Annotated in this window: 7 protein-coding genes; 1 reads left to right on the plus strand and 6 read right to left on the minus strand. The window is 31.5% G+C overall.

Going from position 1 to position 6,699, the window contains the following annotated elements; translation table 11 throughout:
- From SVN78_07245 to SVN78_07265, 5 genes are all read right to left on the minus strand, one after another.
- Nucleotides 1-912, minus strand: a 912-nt coding sequence (locus SVN78_07245) for a glycoside hydrolase family 31 protein (GenBank protein MDY6821399.1), incomplete at its 3' end; no start/stop codon positions are given.
- Nucleotides 913-1,109: 197 nt separating this feature from the next.
- Entirely contained in the window at nucleotides 1,110-1,556 is a 447-nt protein-coding gene (locus SVN78_07250; protein MDY6821400.1) for a MaoC/PaaZ C-terminal domain-containing protein, read from the minus strand.
- 36 nt (nucleotides 1,557-1,592) lie between these two features.
- Nucleotides 1,593-2,345 carry a 3-oxoacyl-ACP reductase family protein gene (locus tag SVN78_07255; GenBank protein ID MDY6821401.1) on the minus strand — a complete coding sequence of 251 codons (753 nt, stop codon included), beginning with the start codon at nucleotides 2,343-2,345 and terminating at the stop codon, nucleotides 1,593-1,595.
- 27 nt (nucleotides 2,346-2,372) lie between these two features.
- On the minus strand, nucleotides 2,373-3,191 hold the full coding sequence (gene menB / locus SVN78_07260) for a 1,4-dihydroxy-2-naphthoyl-CoA synthase (protein ID MDY6821402.1): 819 nt from the start codon (nucleotides 3,189-3,191) through the stop codon (nucleotides 2,373-2,375).
- Nucleotides 3,192-3,224: 33 nt separating this feature from the next.
- On the minus strand, nucleotides 3,225-4,130 hold the full coding sequence (locus SVN78_07265) for an alpha/beta fold hydrolase (protein MDY6821403.1): 906 nt from the start codon (nucleotides 4,128-4,130) through the stop codon (nucleotides 3,225-3,227).
- 634 nt (nucleotides 4,131-4,764) lie between these two features.
- Here SVN78_07265 and SVN78_07270 point away from each other — a divergent pair.
- Entirely contained in the window at nucleotides 4,765-5,979 is a 1,215-nt protein-coding gene (locus tag SVN78_07270) for a CaiB/BaiF CoA-transferase family protein (GenBank protein MDY6821404.1), read from the plus strand.
- A gap of 70 nt (nucleotides 5,980-6,049) precedes the next feature.
- Here the strand turns inward: SVN78_07270 and SVN78_07275 are convergent.
- Nucleotides 6,050-6,699: acyl-CoA dehydrogenase family protein (locus SVN78_07275; GenBank protein ID MDY6821405.1), on the minus strand; the 650-nt coding region annotated here is incomplete at its 5' end.

Raw genomic sequence — 6,699 nt, forward strand, 5'->3', positions numbered from 1 at the left:
TAAAACTTCTGTTTCTGGATAATAGCTATACCTTGATAAGTGATGCCCTAAACTCCACTTTGGCGGCATTGGCATTTTACCTGTTAGTTTGGTATAATTAGATAAAACTTCCTTTATTGATGGTCCTCTCATAAAGTAGTAATCAATCTCTCCACCTTCAGAAGAAAATATATACCTATCTTCATAGGTAGAACCTAAGTCAAAGTGAGTTCTGTAGGTATTATCAAAAAATATTCCATAGGCTTTACCATTCTTTAGCCCTATAAAAAATGGATGGGATTGATATATAGGGTCACATGTTGGGCAATAACCGTATGCATCGGTATTCCACATTTGTAGATTAGATCTTCTTTTGTCAAATTTGCCACTTTTTTCTCCTAAACCATAAAAATGTTCATTATAGGTTAATTTTTTGGTTATTGTGACACTGTTGCCCTCATTAAATAGGTTGCCTAAGCCGGGTTTTCCAATATATTCTGTTCTAATAACAGGCTCATCAAATGACATTGGCTCGAAGTCATCAGTATAGCTAAAACCATTATTTATATCTCTTATATCAATAAGAGGTGTATCTAAATTAATTTCTACCTCTAATGTATCTGTTCTTAAATAAATGTTATTGGCGTCTTTTGTTACAGTAAAATCTGCATTTTTATTTATTATCTCATCTAATACTGCATAAGAATAATCCTCTAAGTATTTATCATTGCCAGTTGTCTCTTTTACCCCTACCCTTATTCTTATAACATCATTTGTTATTGGTGTTATCTGAATATAAGAATTTGCTGATTCAAGTTCTAAATATTTGCCTGTATTAATATAATTCTTAATAGGAGCTATATGCTCAGCATGTAACAACAAAGAGGTTGAAAATAAAATAAATAAAAAGAATGAAATAATTTTTTTAAACATGATTATATCTCCTTATTCAATCAAAATATTAAAAATATTTTACATATAAAAATATAGCTATTTTTTACTTATAGTGTCAACGCAAATTGTATAAATTTTAATTGTTTAATTTTTAATATTTCTATAAAATATGGTTATATATATTAGGAGTTTTATAAGTTAAGATTACACAGAAACTAACTATATTAAATTAAAATTTACTTCCTTTTAATCATTATATTTGCTTCTCCGACCATTATTTTATCGTCTTTTTGATTTTTTACTAGCCAGCTGATTGAAATAATACCACGATCAGCTTTTTTTGTTTCCTTTTTATTTATTACTTCTTCTTCAAGATATATAGTATCACCAGACATAACAGGATTAAGAAATTTAAGCTCCTTTATACCTAAAAAGGCTATTATATTCTCTTCAGTATCACTTAATATTCCACCCCTTGCACTTAATCCAGATATAACGGAGAGTGTTAATAACCCATGAGCAATCCTACCACCAAAAATCTTTTCGGCGTGTTCTTTATTTGTATGAAGAGGGTTCCAATCACCAGTTAAACCAGCAAAGTTTATAATATCTGCTAATTCTATTGTTCGAGCTGGTGTAACATATTTATCACCTAATTTTATATCTTCAAAAACTTTTGCCATATGCTTAACCTCCAAATGTTTTAAGTATTTATTAAATTATACCATTGTTAACCCACCAGACACACTAAGTGTTTGCCCAGTAATATATGAAGCTTCATCAGAGGCAAAAAAACACACTGCATTTGCTATGTCAGTTGGCTCAGCCAATCTACGAAAGGGTATGGCTTTCTCTAAGGCAGTTGCTAACTTTGGATTATCCTTAGATATCCCTTTAAATAGAGGTGTATTTGCTGGTCCAGGGCAGACAACATTAACATTAATTTTATATCTTGCCATCTCCCTTGCCAATGTCTTAGAAAATGCTATCACCCCTCCTTTTGCAGCAGAATAAACTGCTTCACCAGTTGAGCCAACACGTCCTGCATCGGAGCTAATGTTTACAACTTTACCATACTTCTGTTCTATCATGATAGGTAACACTGTTTTACATGTATAAAAAACACCTTTTAGATCCAAAGCAATGATCTTATCCCATGTCTCTTCTCTACTTTCTAAAAAGGGTTCAACCTTATCCCAGCCTGCATTATTCACTAAAACATCTATTCTATTATATTTTTCTTTTGTAGTATCTACCAATCTTTTTACTTCTTGAAAATTGGTTATATCTACTTTAAATGCAGATGCTTTTCCATTGTTTTCATTTATTTCTTTAACTGTATTTTCTGCACCTTCTATCATTATATCTGCAACTACCACATTAGCACCTTCAGAAGCCAACTTTTTTGAAATAGCCTCTCCTATACCACTGCCACCTCCTGTGACGATGGCAATTTTATCCTTTAGTCGCATTGTTCTTACCTCCAATATGTTTTTATTTTATTTCCTAAATTTGTTAAAATCAGGTTTACGTTTTTCTATAAAAGCTCTCCATCCTTCTTGTGCTTCTTCTGTTCTGTAATACATTGCTAGGGAACCCATGGCTAATTGATTTATACCCTCAATATTAGCGCTATCTGCATTAAAAGAATATTTTATCATCTTCAATGCAGTTGGGCTTTTCTCTAATATCTTTTTAGCCCAAATCTCAGCCTCTTCCATAAGTTTTTCATGGGGTACTACTTTATTAATTAGTCCCATTTGCAAGGCTTCCTCTGCACTGTATTGTTCACATAAATACCATATCTCGCGTGCCTTTTTCTCTCCTACAATCCTTGATAGATAAGCTGTTCCAAAACCTGCATCATAACTACCAACTCGTGGACCAGCTTGTCCAAATATTGCTTTATCAGATGCAATTGTTAAATCACAGATTACATGTAATACATGTCCACCGCCTATAGCGTAACCATTAACTGCAGCAATAACTGGTTTTGGAATATTTCGTATTACTGCATGTAACTCTTCCATTTCTAAACCAATCCCTCCTTCTAAACCTCCTCCTTTGCCTGTATAGCCTTCTGAACCTCTATCTTTTTGGTCGCCTCCTGTGCAAAAGGCTTTATCGCCTGTACCAGTTAGAATAACTACACCAATACTATTATCATCCCAGGCATCACGAAATGCATTATTTAGTTCGCGCACAGTTAGTGCCCTAAATGCATTATAGACCTTTGGCCGATTAATTGTAATCTTGGCTATACCATCCTTTTTTTCATAAATAATATCTTTGAATTCCATAATATACCTCCAAAAAATACTAATAAATTATATTATATAAACTAGTAAAAATTATAAATTTTTTTTAAAAAAGTTTATCTCTTCTTTAACAACTTTTTCAAAGAGTTCCCCTTTATATACACTAAAATGGTTAGTTGATAAGCGTAGTAATTGAGCCTTTTTCATTTTAGAGACACATTTTTCTAAAGTCTTTGGTGAAATAAGTGAATCTTCTTCACCCATAATTATTAAAGCAGGTGCTTTGACTTTACTTGCATAATTCAATGGTCTATAAAACATAACAAAAATAAGGTCCTTTGCTGTACATTTGTTTTCCCACTTTGAATCTTTAGGTACCAATTCTAAATAACCTTGTTTAGATTCTGGTGTATTCATAACAGCAAAGGTATTTGGGTCTCCAACTACAGGTACATAATAGGGTTTTTTTAAGACATATGTGCTGTATAAATCGCGAATTATAGAACTTATTGATTTTATAGTATATGAAAAAGCACTGTTTATACCACCTGATGTTGAAATTCTAAAAACAGTTGACATTCCACATACAAATGGTACTTGTGCAACAATTGCTCTTATTTTTGGATCCTTTGCCGCTGTTACAATAACATGACCCCCACTAAAGGAAGAACCCCACAGGGCTATTCTATCACTATTAATTTCATTGATTGTTCTAACATGTGAGATAGCCGCTTTCCAATCCTCTAATTGTTTTCTTGGATTAACCCTATTTCTTGGCTCACCATCACTATCCCCAAAATATCTGTAATCAAAGAGAAATACAGCAAAATTATTTTTTGCAAACCTTTCAGCAAATTTAGGAAGAGCAAATGTTCTTTCTGCAGCAAAACCATGAGCCATTACAATAATAGGCGGTTTTTGAACCTTTGTTGGCAAGTACAACCACCCTGCACACTTAGTACCATTTGAATAAAAATTAGAATCAATTTTTTTAAACATAATAATCCTCGTTTATTTATTTTATAAATTCATTATATAACAGATAAATAATAATATCAATCATATTTAAATAGATGTTATATTTAATTATTCTATTATTTTTTATAAAATATTGATTTAGATGATTTAAAATATTTAAGATGCAACTTAAAGATTACTAAACTTTTTAAAATTCAATATATAAAAATTAGCGAAGAAGATTATTTGAAATAGCAAAAAGATGGTATATGAATACTGAATTGTAATTTATGGCCATTATTATGATTTGTATTCGGCCACAAATAGTTTTAACTGCAATATCAACGATCATTCGGATTATTGATTTGTATATTTCTTATTGTTACTGTTATAATTTGTACATATATATATTGATTGATTGCATACCATAGCTTTTCTTATTATAATAAGTTTTACTGTTGTAATTTAACTTATTGATATTGTTGTTATTAACGGATGTTATAATATTTGATGTAGTTGGTGTAATTTTGGGGGATAATAATTCCTCAATATATTATCCTAAAAATATTTTATGCTAGAAATCCGTCGATAGCAAAGAGAACTACAATATTATCTGCTTCATATATTGTCTTATGGTAATATTAGAAAAAAGATTATAAAAAATGAGGTGGTAAAAATGTGTTCAAAACCACTTTCTGGAATAAAAGTATTAGAATTAGCTAGTGTGTTAGCAGGCCCTAGTGTTGGTATGTTTTTAGCTGAGGTTGGTGCAACTGTTATTAAAATTGAAAACCCAAAAACTTATGGAGATGTTACTCGCGCATGGAAACTTCCAACAGAAGATCCAAAAACAGATATATCAGCATATTTTACTAGTATTAATTGGGGTAAAAAATCACTATCACTAGATCTTAGTAATCCAAAAGGTTTAGAAATACTTTATCATCTAGCAAAAATATCACATATTATATTAGTTAGTTATAAACCAGGAGATGCTGAAAAGCTAAAAGTAGATTACAATACCTTAAAAAGATATAATAAATCAATTATATATGTTCACATTACTGGATATGGACTTAAGAATAGTAGAGCAGGATATGACGCCATTATTCAAGCTGAAAGTGGATTCACTTATATAAATGGTGAACCCAGCAGACCACCTGTTAAAATGCCTGTTGCACTGATGGATGTTCTTGCCGCACATCAAGCTAAGGAGGCAATACTCTTATCATTACTTCAAGAAAAACATAAAAATGATGGAGCATACATTGATGTAAGCCTTCTACAATCAGGTGTAAGCTCACTAATTAATCAAGCTACCAATTGGCTGGTTGGGGGCGTTATACCTAAGAGAATGGGGTCTGAACACCCTAATATTGTGCCCTATGGTAAAATATTTTATAGTAAAGATGGAAAACCAATTGTACTTGCAGTTGGCAACGATAAACAATTTACTAGTTTGTGTAAAATCCTAGGAGAACCTGAACTTGCTAATGATAAAAGATTTATAAATAATCATGAAAGGGTAAAACATAGGGAAGAATTATATTCAAAACTCCAAAATCTTATTCTTAAGTATAATAGAGATTCTTTATTACATCAACTTCATAAAATGATTGTACCTGCAGGTGGCGTTTATAATATGAAAGAAGTATTTGAACAATCAGAAGCAAAAGAATTGTTAATAAATGGAAAGCTATCAACAGGTAAAAGCATTATTGGTGTGAAATCTACCGTATTTAATATAGATTTGTATAACCAGCAATTAAAGCTATCTCCACCACCACACTACGGAGAACATTCAATTGAAATACTTAGAGAAGAGCTTAAATACACTAATGAAATAATAAATAACTTGGTAGAAGAAAAAGTAATTTATTCATATAAGTAAAGAAACATGTTATTTGATTAAGTTCTATTTAATGATTTTAGATTGTATATTGTTTATTTCTAGAATAAAACTATCTTCTTTGGTTAAACCTACGGCCCACTAATTCAGAGGCAATATTTATACGCTGCATTTGTACAGTTCCCCCAGCTATTGGCCAACCTCTAGAATCTCTAACCATCTGTTCTATGGAATATTCTTTAGAGTATCCATAGCCTCCATGTATTTGTAATGCAAGATCAGTTACTTCCTTTGAGATTTCATTACAATAACATTTAGCTAAAGAAGAATGTAAAATTGATGGATATCTCATGCTTGCTTCAGTCGCAGCCCTATAAAGTAATAATCTGGCAGCTTCAACTTTCATCGACATATCAGCTAACATTAATTGTATAGCCTGAAATTCACATATTTCTTTGCCAAACTGTTTTCTTGATTTACTATATTCCACTGATGCTTCTAGTGCTCCTTGAGCTATACCTAATGACATTGCAGCATTTCCCAAACGCTCAATATCGAATGCCTGCATTAGTTTTTTAAAACCACCCTCAGGTACTATTAAATTTTCCTTAGGAACTTTGCAATTTTCAAAACACAAATCACTACTTGGGAGACCTTTTAAACCCATGAATCGCTCTTGTTTTCCAAAGGTAAATCCTTCCATACCTTTCTCTATTAATAACGCCCCTATACCTTTTGAACCCTTTTGTTCACTCATACGTA

The organism is Deferribacterota bacterium (assembly GCA_034189185.1).
In the GTDB taxonomy this organism is placed as follows: domain Bacteria; phylum Chrysiogenota; class Deferribacteres; order Deferribacterales; family UBA228; genus UBA228.

Bases quoted from the DNA above. Each gene is read 5' to 3' on its own strand.
- SVN78_07255 (MDY6821401.1), bottom strand. From the start codon at position 2,345: ATGCGACTAAAGGATAAAATTGCCATCGTCACAGGAGGTGGCAGTGGT.
- SVN78_07250 (MDY6821400.1), bottom strand. From the start codon at position 1,556: ATGGCAAAAGTTTTTGAAGATATAAAATTAGGTGATAAATATGTTACA.
- SVN78_07270 (MDY6821404.1), top strand. From the start codon at position 4,765: ATGTGTTCAAAACCACTTTCTGGAATAAAAGTATTAGAATTAGCTAGT.
- SVN78_07265 (MDY6821403.1), bottom strand. From the start codon at position 4,130: ATGTTTAAAAAAATTGATTCTAATTTTTATTCAAATGGTACTAAGTGT.